The organism is Kaistia soli DSM 19436 (genome assembly GCF_900129325.1).
Lineage (GTDB): Bacteria > Pseudomonadota > Alphaproteobacteria > Rhizobiales > Kaistiaceae > Kaistia > Kaistia soli.
Window position 1 is genome coordinate 159,701 of sequence record NZ_FQUP01000003.1, and the last position, 14,507, is coordinate 174,207.

Sequence of the window (14,507 nt, forward strand, 5' to 3'; positions counted from 1 at the left end):
CTCACTCGTGCCGCAGCGCCTCGATCGGATCGAGATGCGCGGCGCGGCGGGCCGGCACATAGCCAAAGATGACGCCGATCAGCGCCGAGAAGGCGAATGCGATCACGACGATCGATGGACTGACGACGAACGGCACGCTGAGCGCCGTCGTCGCGCCATAGGCGAGCGCCAAGCCGAGAAGAATGCCGACCGCGCCACCAAACAGCGACAGCACCACGGACTCGACCAGGAATTGCGCCAACACCTGGCTTTCCAGTGCACCGATCGCGAGCCGAATGCCGATCTCGCGCGTGCGCTCGGTAACCGAGACCAGCATGATGTTCATGATGCCGATGCCGCCGACGAGGAGGCTGACGGCAGCGACCGCGCCGAGAAGGCCGGTCAAGAGCTGAGTCGTCCCTGCCATGGTTTCGAGCATCTGCGTCATGTCGTTGACCGAGAAGTCGTCGGTCTTGCTGGCGACGATGCCGCGGCGCTCGCGCATCAGCCGCTCGATGTCGCCCTGCACCTTGCTGGTCGCCACGCCGTCCTGTGCCGAAACCAGGATCGTCCCGATATCGCTCGAGCCGGTAATCCTCCGCTGGACGGTGCGCAGCGGCATCAGGACGGTATCGTCCTGATCGGTGCCCATGCCGGACTGGCCCTTCTTGGCGAGGGTGCCGATGACCTCGCAGGACACATTGCCGACGCGGAGCGCGCGTCCAAGCGGATCGGTGGCGCCGAACAGCTTGGTGCGCACGGTCTCGCCTATGATGCAGGCGGCGCGACCTCCGCGCTCCTCCGTTTCCAGGAAGGCGCGTCCCGAGGACAAGGACCAGTCGAGCGCCGACAGGTAGCCGGAGGTAGTCCCGACCACACCTGTCGAGCGACTCTCGCCGCCGAAGATCACTGTTGCCGACGATTGAGCCATCGGCGCGACGGCGCGCAGGCCGTTGACCTGGTCGCGGATCGCCGCGACATCGCGATCATTGAACGACTTCGCCGTCGTGCTGGCACGGCCGGGTCCGAACTGGCCGGGGCGCACGAACAGCATATTGCTGCCGAGCTTGGCAATGTCGGCGGTAACCCGCGCCGTGGTGCCGTTGCCGATCGTCACGAGCGCGATGACAGCCGCGACGCCAATCACGATGCCGAGCACCGTGAGAAACGAGCGCATCGGGTTCCGGCGAATGGTGCGGAGGGCCAGCTTGAGCGATTCGGCGAGCATCAGGCCATTGTCTCCAGCGCGCCGTCCGATTTGAGGCGATCCGACTCGATGCGACCATCAACGAAGCGGATGATGCGGTCCGCGAAGGCGGCAATGTCCGGCTCATGCGTCACCATGATCACGGTGATGCCCTGGACGCGGTTCAGCGTCGTCATCAGTTGCATGATCTCGAGGCTGGTCCGCGTATCGAGATTGCCCGTCGGCTCGTCGGCGAGCAGGACGGCCGGATCGGTCACGATGGCGCGCGCGATCGCGACGCGTTGCTGCTGGCCGCCCGAAAGCTCGGACGGCGTGTGCCCGGCCCTCCCCTCAAGGCCGACACGAGCCAGCGCCGCCAACGCGCGTTGCCGCCGATCGCCAGCCTCCAGGCCGCGATAGACCAGCGGCAGCTCGACATTTTCCACCGCCGAGGTGCGCGGCAACAGGTTGAAGCCCTGGAAGACGAAACCGAGCTTATGCCGCCGCAGAAGTGTCAGCTGCGTACGCGACAGCGTCGACGTGGCGATGCCCTCGAAGAAATACTCACCGTCGCTCGGCCGGTCGAGGCAACCGACAATGTTCATCGCCGTCGACTTGCCCGACCCGGACGGGCCCATGATCGCGACGAAGGCCCCCCGATCAATCGACAGGTCGACATCGGCCAGCGCGCGCACCTCCGTCTCGCCGCTGCCATAGCGCTTGCTGACGTGTTTGAAGGCGATCTCTGGCGTCGTCATTTCCGGGCCGTCGCGTCGACGATGAGGCTGTCGCCTTGCTTGACGTCGCCGCTCTTCACCACCGTGTGGACGCCGTCGGTTGCTCCGATCTCGATCGACACGGGCACCGGCACACCGTCGCGCAGCACATAGACACGCCGCTCATGTCCGGTCGGCTCGGCCGAAGTGATGGCCCCCATATTGGGCGGGCGGAAGAGGCCGAACATCAGCGGCTTGCTGGCCGTGGCCGGGGGCACGTAGCGCAGAGCCGCATTCGGGATCAGGATCGCGTCCTTGACCTCGTTGACGACGATGTCCGCCGTGGCGGTCATGCCCGGGCGCAGGAGCAGTTTCGTGTTGTCGACGGTAAGGAGCGCCTTATAGGTCACGACATTGTTGGTCGTCTCGGAAACGAAACGGATGTCCTTGATCGCAGCCGGAAAGCTCTGGTCTGGATAAGCGTCGACGCTGAACGTCGCCTTCTGGCCGACGGCAGTCTCTCCAACATCGGCCTCATCGACATCGACCTGTAGCTCCATCTGGCGAAGATCTCCGGCTATGACGAAAAGCGTCGGCGCCGAAAGCGAGGCGGCGACCGTTGCGCCGGGATCTACGCTTCGCGTCAGCACGACCCCGTCGATCGGCGAGCGGATGACCGCCTTGGAAAGGTTGCTCTCGGCGAGGGAAAGATCAGCTGCGGCCACATCGACATCGGCCTTGGCGGCCGCTTCGCTTGCGACCGCCGAGTCATAGTTGGCCTGTGCCTCGACCAGTTCCTGCGAGGAGGACACATTGCGGCCGACCAAGACCTTCTTGCTCTGAAGCGTGCTTTCGGTCGAGGTAATGGTGGTGCGCGCCTTGGCGACATTCGCCTTTGCTGAAGCAAGCTTGGCGCGCCCACTCGCAAGTGCCGCCTCGAGATTGTCGGTGGCGAGCTCTGCGAGGACATCGCCAGTCTTGACGGGACTGTTATAGTCGACATTCACCGACTTGATGCGGCCGGAGAGTTCGCTCGAGACATCGACCTTCTCCGTCGGCTGCACGGAGCCGGTCGCCGTGACGGTCACGGTCAGCCCCCCGCGCGTCGCCGGTGCAGTCGTGTAGGTCATGCCATCGCCGCTGCCGACGAGGAGCGGCCAGAGCAGATAAGCGGCCAGCAAAGCGAGCACCGCGACGGCCGCGATGCCCCATCGGCGCCAGCGATGGGGACGGGCTGCCGGTCCGATGATGTCGGCAAGGCGCGGTCCGTCGGCCGGGCTTGCGGCGGACGTCGGTTCGGACCGTCCTCCACCTGCGCTGGTTTCGTCGAGCATCTGCTTCATCATGGATCCTTCGCGGGCCTTTCCCTTATTTGGGAGGTTGGTTGCCGGTCAAATGATGAGTTGTATCAATTCAGGTCATGATATTGCTGATTGTTGCGTCGCTCACGGAAGACTGATCGACATCAACGTCACTTCTGCCGGCTTGCTCGCGTAGAAACGCTGCATGACAAGCGAGGTTCGATCGATGAGCGCACGCGAGGCGTCCTTTTCCCTGCCCTGGCTCGACCGCCGTGGTGAATTCTCTTCACTGAAGGCCTTGGTTTTCGCCGGCATTCTGCTGCCCGGACTGTGGCTGACCGTCCGTGCAATCAGCGGCACACTCGGTCCCCGCGCCATGATCGAGATCAATCACCAGGCAGGCCTCTGGGCGGTGCGATTCCTACTCCTAACGCTGGCTGTCACGCCGCTGCGCTTCATCTGGCGCTGGCCGGAACTCGTCTTTTTGCGGCGGATGCTGGGCGTTGCCGTCTTCGCCTATGCGGCGATCCATCTCGTCGCCTATGCCGGCGATCTCACCTTCGACGTCCCAAAGGTCGTATCGGAGATCTTCGCCCGGCCCTATCTGACGATCGGCTTTGCGGCGCTGATCATGCTGATACCGCTCGCAGCCACCTCGACGAACGGGATGATGCGGCGCATGGGCGGCCTCCAATGGCGGGCGCTGCATAAGCTGATCTATCCGATCACCGCGTTGGCGGCGGTGCACTTCTTCCTGCAGTCGAAGCTCGGCGTCACGGAGCCAATCGTGATCGCAGCACTCGCAATCTGGCTCGGCGCATGGCGCCTCTTGGCGGCAAGGATCGGCGAGCAGCGTGCCGGCTCGCTCGCCGTAACGATCGGCCTTGCGGCGGTCGTCGTGATCGGAACGGCTCTTGGCGAGGCCCTCTACTACTATCTCAAGATCGGAGTGCCGTTCACACGCATCCTGCCGACCAATTTCGCTTGGAAGAGCGGCATCCGGCCGGCCTGGATCGTGCTTGGCATCGCGATCGTCGTGATTGCAGTTGCCTATGGTCGCGGCCTGCTCGAAGCACGCAGGCCGCGCGGCCGCCGCGCTCAGGCGAGTGTAGCGGCGAAGCCCTCACCCTCGCCGGCGCAGCGACAAGGAAAGGCCGCGTAGCGCTCGACGCTGTAGGGCTTGGCCGCGAGGCTGCGGCAGAAGGACGTCACGGCCTCCTCGAGGCGGTCCGCGATCGCCATGTCACCCTCGTTCATCGCGGCGATCTGGTCGCGCGCCGCTTCAGCCCTGTCGGCCAGGGCGGTCATGTCGGAGGCAAGATGGCGGCCGTCGCGGACGATGAAGCGTCCGTCGACCATGACGTGGCGAACGGCTGTTGCATCCTCGGTCAGAACGAGTTGGTTGGCCGGATCGTTGATCGGCATCCAGTTCGGATGATCGAGCGTCAGGAAGACGATATCCGCCCTCTTGCCCGGGGCGATGGCTCCGACGTGATCGAAGCCGGTAAGCTGCGCGCCGCCTGTCGTCGCGGCGGCTACGACCTCCGGCGCCGAAAGCCACAGACGGTGGTCCGGCTGGCGGACGCAGGAGACCTGCTGCGCCGCCCGCATCGCTTCATACATGTTCTGATTGTCGGACGATGTTGCGCCGTCGGTGCCGATGCCGAGATTGATTCCGAGTTCCAGCATGCGGCGCGAATCCGCGATACCGGCGCCGAGCCGCATATTGCTGCCGGCGTTGTGCGAAACCGACGCGCCCTTGTCGGCGAGCCGCCGCATATCGTCGTCATCGAGCCAGACGCCATGCGCGACCGAGAAATGCGGGCCGATCAGTCCGAGCTCGTCGATATGGGCAACCATCGACTTGCCATAGAATTCGCGCGCGGCCAGCACCTGGATCTTGGATTCGCCGACATGGCTCTGCATCACCGTGCCATGCTCGCGGACAAGGCGGTCGCAGCCCTGCATGAGCGCGCTGGAGCAATGCGTCGGGATCGTCGGGGCGACGCCGAGCTTGACGTGGTCGCGGTTATGCGGCCAGGCGGCGAGCGCCTCGCCCATAAGCGCGAGAATCTGGTTGGTCGCATCATCATCCCCGCGCGTCGCCAGGGCGGCCAATTCGGGCGAGAGGCTGTCGATGAGGCCGGGGATCGCGCGATAGAAGCTGATATCGCTGAGCATCGGCGCCATGACGGCGCGGATGCCGGCGTCGCGATAGGCTTGGCCCATGGCGATCAGCTCTTCCGTCGTCGCCACGGGCACGCCGAAGGTCAGATCGTAGGCGACGGTGCAGCCCTTCATCGCCATCTCGACGGCGCCGAGATAAGTATTCAGATATTTGATCTCGGCGCTCTGGTTGCCGAAGCGAACCGGCGCCGCCATCAAGAGCATTTCGAGGTTCCAGCGGTCACGGAAGCCGCGTGTCAGCGCCCCCGAGCCGTGGGTGTGGCTGTTGATGAGGCCGGGATGCAGCAGGTGGCGGCTCGCATCGACGAGCTCAGCATCATCGGGGGCCGCAAGGCCGGGCGCGCCGATTTCCAGGATCGCGCCGTCCTTGATCAGAATGTCGCGCAGCGGCGCCTGCCGGGCTGCTGCGTCGAGAAGGCGTCCGCCGCGGATGATGGTGAAGCTCGTCATGTCGCCCCTGCGCTTTGACCTGGTGTCACGGCATTAGAACAGGATCGGCGCGGCTGTGTAAGGCTAGGGAAGGGTCGACACGCCTAGATTTCGGCGCCGAAGGGATAGGGGTGCACGCCGCCATTCGGGTCGGTCACGGTACCGGCCTCATCGACATAATCAGGACCGATCGGCACCTTGCCGTAGCCGCCAGGGATGTCGAGGACATAGGTCGGTTGTGCAAGGCCGGAGAGGCGTCCGCGCAGCGCCCGCATCAACGCCTGCCCTTCGGCGATCGATGTTCGGAAATGCGACGTGCCCGGCGCAAGGTCGGCATGGTGGAGGTAATAAGGCTTCACCCGCGCTTCGACGAAGCATCGCATGAGCGCCGCCATCGTGTCGGGATCGTCGTTGACGCCCTTCAACAAGACGCTCTGACTGACCATGCCGATGCCCGCATCGGCGAGGCGAGCCAGCGCCGTGCGCGCGGCCGGCGTGAACTCGCGCGGGTGGTTGGCGTGGATGGCGATATAGACTGCCTTGCCGGTGCCCGAGAGCGCCTTGACCAAGGCGGTGTCGATCCGCTCCGGCGCGACGATCGGCACGCGCGTGTGGAAGCGCAGCACACGGACATGTTCGACTGGCCGGAAGCGGGCGAGCAGCGCGCCGAGACGCCGGGGCGCCGCGACCAGCGGGTCGCCGCCCGTGAAGATCACCTCCCAGATGGCAGGACGCGCGGCGACATAGGCCAGGGCAGCTTCGAAGGCTTCGTCGCCGAGCAGCGTCGGCCCTCCCGGCCCCACCGTCTCGCGGCGGAAGCAGAAGCGGCAATAGACGGCGCAGGCATGAACCAGCTTCAGCAGCACGCGGTCGGGATAGCGATGCACAAGGCCCGGCAACGGGCTGTGCGCATCGTCGCCGATCGGATCCGTGAGCTCGTCCGGCGTGGAGCGGAGCTCTGCCCCCTGCGGCAGGAACTGCGCCGCGATCGGATCGGCGGCGTCATCCGGGTTGATGAGCGCAGCCATCTCAGGCGTCACGGCCACCGCATAGCGCGCTGCGACGGCATCCAGTGCCGCAATGTCTTCCGGTGCAACGAGCCCTGCTTCAGCCAGCGCCGCGGGGCTGCGCAGTGTCGGCCGGGGTTCGAGCGGGATGACGGAGAGATCGGACATCGCGTGCTTTTCCGTCATCGCGTCGCCGGTGTCCAGACAACGAGGTCGAGCCGCGGCGCGCCGGTCGCCAGCATCACCAGTCGATCGAAGCCAAGCGCGATGCCTGATGCCTCCGGCATGATCGCGAGCGCGGCGAGGAAATCCTCGTCGATCGGGTAGCGCTCACCGAAGAGCGCCTCCTTGGCATCCATGGCAGCGATGAAGCGGCGGCGCTGCTCGTGAGGATCTGTGAGCTCGCCGAAGCCATTGGCGAGTTCGACACCGCAGGCATAGAGCTCGAAGCGTTCGGCAACGCGCGGATCGCGCGCCGAGCGGCGGGCGAGCGCTGCCTCGGCGATCGGATATTCATAAAGGATCGTCGGCTGGCCGATTCCAAGGCGCGGCTCGATTTTTTCAGAGATGACGCGGCTGAACACATCGCTCCAGCTATCGTCGTCGGCGACGCGCATGCCTTGTTCGGTCGCCGCAGCCGCAAGCCCGTCGCGATCGACCGTGCCGTCATTGGCGACGGTCGCCAGGAGATCGATGCCGGCATGACGGTCGAAGGCTTCCGCGACCGTCATGCGCTCGGGCTCGACGAAGGCGTCGGCGTCGACGCCGCGATGCGTGAAGCGGCGGATACCGGCGGCATCGGCGGCGGTCGCCAGCAACGCCGCGCAATCCAGCATCAGAGTCTCATACGATTCTTGCGCCCGATACCATTCGAGCATGGCGAACTCGTTGGCATGGCGCGGCCCGCTCTCTCGATTGCGGAAGACTGGTCCGAGCGTGAAAATGCGCTCCTCGCCCGCGGCGAGCAGCTTCTTGGCGGCAAATTCCGGCGAGGTGTGCAGATAGAGCGGTTGCCGCGTGCCGTCGGGATCGATGCGTTCGGTGGCGAAAGCGTGCAGATGGGTCTCGTTGCCGGGCGAATGCTGCAGGATCGCGCATTCGACCTCGATGAAATCGGCGCTCGCAAACCACGCGGCAAGGGCGGCCTTGATGCGTCCGCGCACCTGCAGGAATGGGCGGCGGTCGGCATGGACTTGGGGCGTCCACCAGGGCGAAGCGGCGGGGTTCATGGTTGTGGCTCGCGAAACGACAGGCGGGATCACTGCCTGCTGGCGTGCCGCGAGGCAAGGGCCACCGCGCCCTTCCTTGCAGTTTGGACTGGCATGCAGGCTCAGAATCGGTATGGTGCGCGCCATTCTCGCGCCTTTTCCGGGCGCGCTACAAAACGAGGCGCTCCCATCGGATGGCGCCCGCACCAAGGACCGCATTGCCGTGAAAGTTATCGCCAGCCAGATCCGCAAGGGCAATATCCTCGAGGTTGAAGGCAAGCTCTACGCCGTGCTCGTGGCCGAGAGCTTCCATCCCGGCAAGGGCACGCCGACCACACAGATCGACATGCGCCGCCTTTCGGACGGCGTGAAAATCTCCAACCGCTACAAGACGACCGAGCAGGTCGAGCGCGCCTTTGTCGAAGACCGCGATTTCTCCTACCTCTTCGCCGATGGCGAAGGCTTCACGTTCATGAACACCGAGAACTACGAGCAGCTGATTGTCTCGAAGGATGTCGTCGGCGACGCCGCCCCCTATCTTCAAGAAGGCATGGTGGTCCGCCTGTCCATCTTCGAGGACCAGGCCGTGGGTATCGTGTTGCCGCAGCGCATGACGCTCGAAGTGGTTGAGACCGAGCCGACGACCAAGGGCCAGACCGCGTCCTCCTCGTTCAAGCCGGCCATTCTTTCGAACGGTGTCCGTTCGATGGTTCCCCCGCATATCGGGCCCGGCACGCGCATCGTCGTGCTGACTGACGACGGCTCCTATGTCGAGCGCGCCAAGGACTGAGTTCCGCCGAGCTTCGTAATGAGCCGATCCGCCCCGCGCCCTTGCGCGGGGCTTTTCGTTTCGGCCGGCCCCCAGCCTCAGGACGCCGGCGGTGGCCTTTCATCGCGTACCGCAAAGTGGTGTACTGACGTTAAGCGCGCATTAAGCATAATGCCCTCTCCAATTGCCTTCACCAATCGACAGGAGGGGTGATTCCAGCATGACGCCGGTTGAGACGCAGCAAGCCCCGCGGACAGGGAGTGATTGCGCGTGACGTGGCGGTCCGCCATCGAGCTCTCGGTCGTGCTCATTTTGACGGGCTGCGTCTATCTGCTGCTCTCCAGCCTGCGCATTCTGCCCGGCGCAACAGTATTCCTCGAATCGCATGGTGAAGTGGTCGCAGCCACTGCGGTCTTTGCGGGAACCGCCCTCGCCCTCCTCGTGCTGCAGCGTTTCAGCCGGCTCGCGTCCCGTCTCGACGAGGCTCTTGGCCGCGAGCGTCAGCTTGGCCTCCTGTCGCAGATCGATCCGCTGACACGCATCCTGAACCGGACCGCGTTCATCGACGAGCTTGGCCGCGCCATTCACCGTCATCGCACGGGCGGATCGCCCTTTGCGCTGCTGACCATCGATCTCGATCGCTTCAGGAACGTCAATCATGTCCACGGCCATGGGGTCGGCGACATGGTGCTGGTGGAAGTGGCTCGCCGTCTCGGGTCATTCCAGACGGTCGGCACGAGCATCGCGCGGCTTGGCGGTGACGAATTCGCCCTTCTGATCGAGAATGACAGGATCGATGACCTCGCTCGGCGCGTTGCGCGGCGCCTGATCGAAAGCCTAGCAGCGCCCGTATGGGTGCCGCAGGGGGTCCTTTCGATCGGCGCGACGATCGGGATAGCGACGTCCGAACTCAACGACGCTGATGCCGAGGAACTCCTTCGAGCCGCCAATATCGCTCTCGGCGAGGCGAAACAGGGCGGGCGGGGCACCTTTTTCTACTTCGAGGAGAGCATGGGCGAAGCGCTGCGCCGCCGCTCGTCGCTCGAGACCGATCTCCGCCGCGCAATATCGGCTGGCGAGATCGTCCCGTTCTATCAGCCATTGATTGCACTCGACGATGGGCGGCTCACAGGTTTTGAGGTCTTGGCGCGCTGGGACCATCCCCGCTACGGCCTCATTCAGCCTTCATCCTTCATCCCGCTTGCCGAAGAACTCGGCCGCGTCGGTGACCTCTTCTACCGCATTCTCGCTGCCGCCTGTGCTGACGCTAAGGCCTGGCCGAAAGAGCTGTCCTTTTCGGTCAACCTGTCGCCGACGCAGTTTGCCGAGCCGCAGCTTGCCGCTCGCATTCTCTCGATTCTCGGCAGCGCCGGCGTTGATCCAAGCCGGCTGGAGATCGAGATCACGGAGAACGCGCTTGTCGATGAAGTCGCTTCGGCCAAGCTCATGCTCAGCTCGCTGCGGGAAGTCGGCGTCGGTGTTGCGCTCGATGATTTTGGCACCGGGTATTCGAGCCTTCGCCACCTCAACGACCTGCCGATCGACCGGCTGAAGATCGACCGCCTGTTCCTGGAGGGCGCGCGGCAGAATATCGAGAATTGGAAGATCGTCCGCGCCATCGTCCAGCTTGCGCATTCGCTCGACATGGAGACAACAGCCGAAGGCATCGAGATTCCCGATGTCGCGGAAATCCTGCGCGACGTCGGCTGCGATATCGGCCAGGGCTTCCTGTTCGGCAAGCCCCTCTCCTCGGCCGCGACTTCGGCCTGGCTCGCCGACATCAGCCTCGGCGGCAGTGCCTATGTGCCGAAGCTGGCGAACTGATCGCCCCCTAGGCGGCCTTCTGCCATTCCATCATGAGAAAATAAGGCGCCCGCCTGTAGCGCGCCGTCCGCTCGTCATCGGCGCCCACCGGTTCAGGCTCGGCGAAATGCCGGAGATGAAAGCCGGCGCTCAACAGCGACTGCATGTAGACGCCGAGCGGGCGGTGCCAGTTGACGATCCGAACGCCCTGCCAGGCGATCCATTGCGGTCTTTCGTCCAGATAGTGATCGATGTAGAAGCGCCGAGATCCGTCGGCTTCGCGGGTCCAGCCGGTCGGCGGACCCGCCGTATTGAAGCTCTGCAGGTTGGCGATCAGAAAGGTCCCGCCCGGACGCAACACGCGGTGAACTGCGGCGATCGCAGCGTCGAGCCCGGGTATATCGATGAGCGAGAGGTAGCTGACTGCCAGGTCGAAGCTCCCCTCCCCGGCATCCAGCGACTCGGCTCGTCCGAGCCGATAGTCGCCAGCCGGGTCGCGCTTTCGGGCTTCTTCGATCAGGGCTGCGGTCGGGTCAATGCCGCATGTCCGGAGGCCCGCCGCCTGCATCATCCGGCAGAATCGGCCTTCGCCGCAGCCGATATCGATCGCCGTCGCAAAGCCTCGCCCCGCGATACGCGCCAGCATCGGTGCGTCGAGGACGTAACGGCGTGCCCAGTCGCCGTCCTCACCGAGGCCGTCGATCCAGGCCGCAGCCGATTCGTCCCAGCCATCCGTCATTGCAGAGACTCAGACGAGACGAGACTGCTCGATCGCCGCCGCGACAAAGGACGCGAACAGCGGATGCGGTGCCAGCGGCCGCGACTTCAGCTCGGGATGATACTGGACGCCGATGAACCAGGGATGATCGAGGAACTCGACCGTCTCCGGCAGGATTCCGTCAGGCGACATGCCGGCGAAATGCATGCCGCAGGCCTCGAGGCGATCCTTGTATTCGATATTGACCTCGTAGCGGTGGCGATGGCGCTCGGAGATGTCCGTGGCGCCATAGATGCCGGCAATGCGCGAGCCAGGCTCCAGCGTCGCCTCATAGGCGCCGAGACGCATCGTGCCACCGAGATCGCCCTTGGCGTGACGCTTCTCGAGCATGTTGCCCTTCAGCCATTCCGTCATCAGACCGACGACGGGCTCCTCGGTCGGGCCGAATTCGCTCGAACTCGCGTGCTCGATACCCGCCAGGCTGCGAGCCGCCTCGATGACGGCCATCTGCATGCCGAAGCAGATGCCGAAATACGGCACCTTGCGGCGACGGGCAAAGCCGGCCGCGTTGATCTTGCCTTCCGATCCGCGCTCGCCGAAGCCGCCGGGGACCAGGATGCCGTTCACGCGCTCGAGATAGGGCGCCGGATCTTCCTTTTCGAAGATCTCGCTCTCGATCCAGTCGATATTGACCTTCACGGTGTTGGCGATACCGCCATGCTGCAACGCTTCGATCAGCGACTTATAAGCGTCCTTGAGGCCGGTATATTTGCCGACCACGGCGATCGTCACTTCGCCTTCCGGGTTGCGAAGCTTGCTGGTCAGCGCTTTCCACTTGCCGAGATCGGGCGCGGGCGACCCGTTGATTCCGAAAGCAGCGAGAACCTCATCGTCGAGACCCTCAGCGTGATAGGCCGTCGGAACGTCGTAGATATGGGCGACGTCGAGCGCCTGAATGACCGCCGATTCGCGTACATTGCAGAACAGCGACAGCTTGCGCCGCTCTTCCTTGGGGATCGGGCGATCGCTGCGGCAGAGCAGGATGTCGGGCTGGATGCCGATCGAACGCAGCTCCTTGACCGAATGCTGCGTCGGCTTCGTCTTCAGCTCGCCCGCGCTCGGGATATAGGGCAGCAGCGTCAGGTGGATATAGACGACGTGATCGCGCGGCAGGTCGTTGCCGATCTGGCGGATCGCTTCGAGGAAGGGCATCGCCTCGATGTCGCCGACGGTGCCGCCGATCTCGCAGAGTACGAAGTCGACGTCCTCGTTGCCCGAGAGCACGAAGGTCTTGATCGCGTCGGTGACGTGCGGAATGACCTGCACCGTGCCGCCGAGATAGTCGCCGCGCCGCTCCTTGGCGATGATCTCCTGATAGATCTTGCCGGTGGTGACCGAGTCCGCCTTCGAAGCCGGACGTCCGGTGAAGCGCTCGTAATGGCCGAGATCGAGATCCGTCTCGGCTCCGTCGTCGGTTACGAAGACTTCGCCATGCTGATACGGGCTCATCGTGCCCGGATCGACATTGAGATAGGGATCAAGCTTCCTCAGGCGGACCTTGTAGCCCCGCGCCTGGAGCATGGCGCCGAGCGCCGCAGAGGCGATGCCTTTGCCCAGGGAGGAAACCACGCCGCCGGTGATGAATACGTACCGCGCCATGGGCTCTTACCTTAGCCTCCGATCCAACGATTCGCTTCGACAAAAGGTGTTGCAGCCGCCGAACGCGGTGGCCGAAAACACCATGAATGATCAAACGGGGCAAAAAAGGACGCCCCAAACGAAACGTCGCCGCGAAGGGGCGGCGACGCCTCTGAATTCTAACGCTCGGCCCGCAGCTAGTTGGTGCTGGGCACCGAAGGCGTTGCCGGCGCAGCCGGAGCCGGTGCCGTCGTGGCAGGCGCGGTCGTTCCCGTCGCAGGAGCAGGCGTCGTGCCGGTTGCCGGTGCGGTGGTCGCTCCGCCCGCCGCAGGCGCAGCGGACGTGCCGTCCTTGCGCGCCGGAAGCTGGTCGAGAATGCCACCCTGACCGCTGGCCGGGGTCGTCGCCGGAGCCGACTGGCTCTGGATCCGGTCGAGGATCGAGGCCGGCCGGTCGCCATAGCGCGTCAGCAGCGTCAGCGCGATCGACGTCAGGAAGAAGACGCCGGCGAGAATGGCCGTTGTCCGCGTCAGCACATTGGCCTGGCCGCGGGCACTCATGAAGCCGCCTCCGCCGCCGATGCCCAGCGCTCCGCCTTCGGAGCGCTGCAGCAAGACCACGGCGACGAGCGCGACGACCACCATGAGGTGGATCACGATGATGACTGTCTGCATCGATGACTCTGGTAGGAAGCTTCTGAAATCCGGCGCCTTGTACACGATCGACCGGGACGATGCCAGTGCCCGGCTACCCGGATATGGGATTCGCCGGGCCTGGTACCAAGGGGCGGCTGCCGCGTGGCCTCATGCATAGGTCGCTGCAATGGCGAGAAAGTCCGCCGCCTTGAGGCTGGCGCCGCCGACGAGCGCGCCGTCGACATTGTCGATGGCAAGGATTTCGACCGCATTCGCGGGCTTGACCGAGCCGCCATAAAGGATGCGGATGCGCTCACCCTCCTTGCCGAAGCGGCGGTCGAGCCACTTGCGGATATGGCCGTGGACCTCGGCGATCTCGGCAGTGGTCGGCGTGCGGCCCGAGCCAATCGCCCAGACCGGCTCATAGGCAAGCACGAGGTTGGAGCCCGTCGCGCCGTCAGGGACCGATCCGGACAGTTGGCTGTCGATCACGGCGATCGCCCTTCCGTCCAACCTTTCCGCCTCGGTCTCGCCGATGCACAAAACGGCGACGAGCCCGGCGCGACGCGCGGCCTCCGCCTTGGCGCGCGCCTCGGCATCGGTCTCAGCATAGATGGTCCGCCGCTCGGAATGGCCGACGATAACGAGTCCGCCGCCGCAATCGGCAATCATTTCGGCCGAGATGTCGCCCGTGAAGGCGCCGCTCTGCTGCGCGTTACAATCCTGCGCGCCGATCCAGATCCGCGAGCCGAGCGCCACGACACAGAAGGTCTGGATCAGCGTCGCTGGCGGACAAACCGCCATCTGCACCTTCCAGCGCAGCTCCGGTCCATAGCCCTCGATCATGCGCCCCAATTCGGCAGCGGAGGCCTTGAGGCCGTTCATCTTCCAATTGCCGACGACGAGCGGGGTACGGAGGGCCATCGATCGA

General features: G+C 64.8%; 13 protein-coding genes. 3 read left to right on the top strand and 10 right to left on the bottom strand.

All coding sequences use genetic code 11. The annotated features are described in order from the left end of the window. Position 1: 1 nt before the first annotated feature. The 3 genes from BUB39_RS14250 to BUB39_RS14260 are packed head-to-tail and all read right to left on the bottom strand — an operon-like array spanning position 2 to position 3,227. Positions 2-1,207 (bottom strand): ABC transporter permease, encoded by a 1,206-nt coding sequence (locus BUB39_RS14250; protein WP_073054527.1) that lies wholly within the window; start codon positions 1,205-1,207, stop codon positions 2-4. Next, the gene (locus BUB39_RS14255) at positions 1,207-1,923 is read right to left on the bottom strand and encodes an ABC transporter ATP-binding protein (protein WP_073054529.1); all 717 of its coding nucleotides are present in this window, start codon (positions 1,921-1,923) and stop codon (positions 1,207-1,209) included. Before BUB39_RS14255 ends, BUB39_RS14250 begins: the two co-directional genes overlap by 1 nt. Then, positions 1,920-3,227 (bottom strand): efflux RND transporter periplasmic adaptor subunit, encoded by a 1,308-nt coding sequence (locus tag BUB39_RS14260; protein WP_425292917.1) that lies wholly within the window; start codon positions 3,225-3,227, stop codon positions 1,920-1,922. The genes BUB39_RS14255 and BUB39_RS14260 overlap by 4 nt, the downstream gene beginning before the upstream one ends. 181 nt (positions 3,228-3,408) lie before the next feature. On the opposite strand from BUB39_RS14260, the gene BUB39_RS14265 reads away from it, so the two are divergent. Next, positions 3,409-4,344 (top strand): protein-methionine-sulfoxide reductase heme-binding subunit MsrQ, encoded by a 936-nt coding sequence (locus tag BUB39_RS14265; protein ID WP_073054532.1) that lies wholly within the window; start codon positions 3,409-3,411, stop codon positions 4,342-4,344. On the opposite strand, the gene BUB39_RS14270 is transcribed toward BUB39_RS14265, so the two are convergent. The 3 genes from BUB39_RS14270 to epmA all read right to left on the bottom strand — a co-directional run bounded on the left by BUB39_RS14270 (position 4,281) and on the right by epmA (position 8,034). Beyond that, complete coding sequence (locus BUB39_RS14270; protein WP_073054534.1) at positions 4,281-5,819, bottom strand: amidohydrolase family protein; 1,539 nt, start codon at positions 5,817-5,819, stop codon at positions 4,281-4,283. The genes BUB39_RS14265 and BUB39_RS14270 overlap by 64 nt on opposite strands. An 83-nt stretch (positions 5,820-5,902) precedes the next feature. Further along, complete coding sequence (locus tag BUB39_RS14275; protein ID WP_073054536.1) at positions 5,903-6,973, bottom strand: lysine-2,3-aminomutase-like protein; 1,071 nt, start codon at positions 6,971-6,973, stop codon at positions 5,903-5,905. Between the two features lie 14 nt (positions 6,974-6,987). After that, a complete protein-coding gene (gene epmA / locus BUB39_RS14280; protein ID WP_073054538.1) occupies positions 6,988-8,034 on the bottom strand; it encodes an EF-P lysine aminoacylase EpmA in 1,047 nt (348 codons plus the stop codon). 202 nt (positions 8,035-8,236) lie between these two features. On the opposite strand from epmA, the gene efp reads away from it, so the two are divergent. Together efp and BUB39_RS14290 are read left to right on the top strand one after the other, a co-directional pair. Then, positions 8,237-8,803, top strand: a complete 567-nt coding sequence (gene efp, locus BUB39_RS14285; RefSeq protein WP_073055543.1) for an elongation factor P — start codon at positions 8,237-8,239, stop codon at positions 8,801-8,803. Between the two features lie 249 nt (positions 8,804-9,052). Next, positions 9,053-10,606, top strand: coding sequence for a putative bifunctional diguanylate cyclase/phosphodiesterase (locus BUB39_RS14290; protein ID WP_175561871.1), 1,554 nt, complete (start codon positions 9,053-9,055; stop codon positions 10,604-10,606). Positions 10,607-10,613: 7 nt separating this feature from the next. Here the strand turns inward: BUB39_RS14290 and BUB39_RS14295 are convergent, their stop codons facing one another. The 4 genes from BUB39_RS14295 to tpiA form a co-directional block, all read right to left on the bottom strand. Beyond that, positions 10,614-11,324 carry a class I SAM-dependent methyltransferase gene (locus BUB39_RS14295; RefSeq protein WP_073054542.1) on the bottom strand — a complete coding sequence of 237 codons (711 nt, stop codon included), beginning with the start codon at positions 11,322-11,324 and terminating at the stop codon, positions 10,614-10,616. 9 nt (positions 11,325-11,333) lie between these two features. Next, on the bottom strand, positions 11,334-12,962 hold the full coding sequence (locus BUB39_RS14300; RefSeq protein ID WP_073054544.1) for a CTP synthase: 1,629 nt from the start codon (positions 12,960-12,962) through the stop codon (positions 11,334-11,336). A gap of 176 nt (positions 12,963-13,138) precedes the next feature. Continuing rightward, complete coding sequence (gene secG, locus BUB39_RS14305; RefSeq protein ID WP_073054546.1) at positions 13,139-13,615, bottom strand: preprotein translocase subunit SecG; 477 nt, start codon at positions 13,613-13,615, stop codon at positions 13,139-13,141. Between the two features lie 129 nt (positions 13,616-13,744). Continuing rightward, positions 13,745-14,500, bottom strand: coding sequence for a triose-phosphate isomerase (gene tpiA / locus BUB39_RS14310; protein ID WP_073054549.1), 756 nt, complete (start codon positions 14,498-14,500; stop codon positions 13,745-13,747). Between the last annotated feature and the right edge of the window lie 7 nt (positions 14,501-14,507).

Bases quoted from the DNA above. Each gene is read 5' to 3' on its own strand.
- BUB39_RS14295 (WP_073054542.1), bottom strand. From the start codon at position 11,324: ATGACGGATGGCTGGGACGAATCGGCTGCGGCCTGGATCGACGGCCTC.
- BUB39_RS14270 (WP_073054534.1), bottom strand. From the start codon at position 5,819: ATGACGAGCTTCACCATCATCCGCGGCGGACGCCTTCTCGACGCAGCA.
- secG (WP_073054546.1), bottom strand. From the start codon at position 13,615: ATGCAGACAGTCATCATCGTGATCCACCTCATGGTGGTCGTCGCGCTC.
- tpiA (WP_073054549.1), bottom strand. From the start codon at position 14,500: ATGGCCCTCCGTACCCCGCTCGTCGTCGGCAATTGGAAGATGAACGGC.
- BUB39_RS14275 (WP_073054536.1), bottom strand. From the start codon at position 6,973: ATGTCCGATCTCTCCGTCATCCCGCTCGAACCCCGGCCGACACTGCGC.
- BUB39_RS14265 (WP_073054532.1), top strand. From the start codon at position 3,409: ATGAGCGCACGCGAGGCGTCCTTTTCCCTGCCCTGGCTCGACCGCCGT.
- BUB39_RS14260 (WP_425292917.1), bottom strand. From the start codon at position 3,227: ATGATGAAGCAGATGCTCGACGAAACCAGCGCAGGTGGAGGACGGTCC.
- epmA (WP_073054538.1), bottom strand. From the start codon at position 8,034: ATGAACCCCGCCGCTTCGCCCTGGTGGACGCCCCAAGTCCATGCCGAC.
- BUB39_RS14255 (WP_073054529.1), bottom strand. From the start codon at position 1,923: ATGACGACGCCAGAGATCGCCTTCAAACACGTCAGCAAGCGCTATGGC.
- BUB39_RS14250 (WP_073054527.1), bottom strand. From the start codon at position 1,207: ATGCTCGCCGAATCGCTCAAGCTGGCCCTCCGCACCATTCGCCGGAAC.
- BUB39_RS14300 (WP_073054544.1), bottom strand. From the start codon at position 12,962: ATGGCGCGGTACGTATTCATCACCGGCGGCGTGGTTTCCTCCCTGGGC.